The organism is Bacillus sp. SIMBA_074 (genome assembly GCF_046534555.1).
GTDB classification, from domain to species: Bacteria; Bacillota; Bacilli; order Bacillales; family Bacillaceae_G; genus Bacillus_A; species Bacillus_A mycoides.
This window is the reverse complement of record NZ_JAWRYM010000802.1, coordinates 1-257: the sequence shown is the minus strand read 5'-3', so window position 1 is coordinate 257 and position 257 is coordinate 1. Positions and strand designations below refer to the sequence as shown.

The following is a 257-nucleotide window of genomic DNA, read 5'->3' as shown; positions in this document are numbered from 1 at the left end:
CCTTTGGTACCCAGTTGTGGTGGCTGCGATGACCTCTATCGTCTGCATTTTCTTCGTCAAGGAAACGGTCGGAACGAATGTCGATGCGGAAGTCTGATCCGACTTGTCGGTGATCGTGAGGCATGCGACTTCATCGTATGGTGAATCTTTCGGGAACAACTATGAAGATAGCATTCATCGGAATCGGCAACATGGGCGCCCCGATGGCGCGAAATCTCCTACGTAGAGGGCACTCGGTTACGGCATTTGACGTCTCG

1 protein-coding gene is annotated in these 257 nt (G+C 52.5%); it reads left to right on the top strand.

Annotation, left to right across the window (positions count from 1 at the left end):
• Positions 1-122: 122 nt before the first annotated feature.
• Positions 123-257, top strand: a 135-nt coding sequence (locus tag SB773_RS32970; protein ID WP_410594630.1) for an NAD(P)-binding domain-containing protein, incomplete at its 3' end; no start/stop codon positions are given.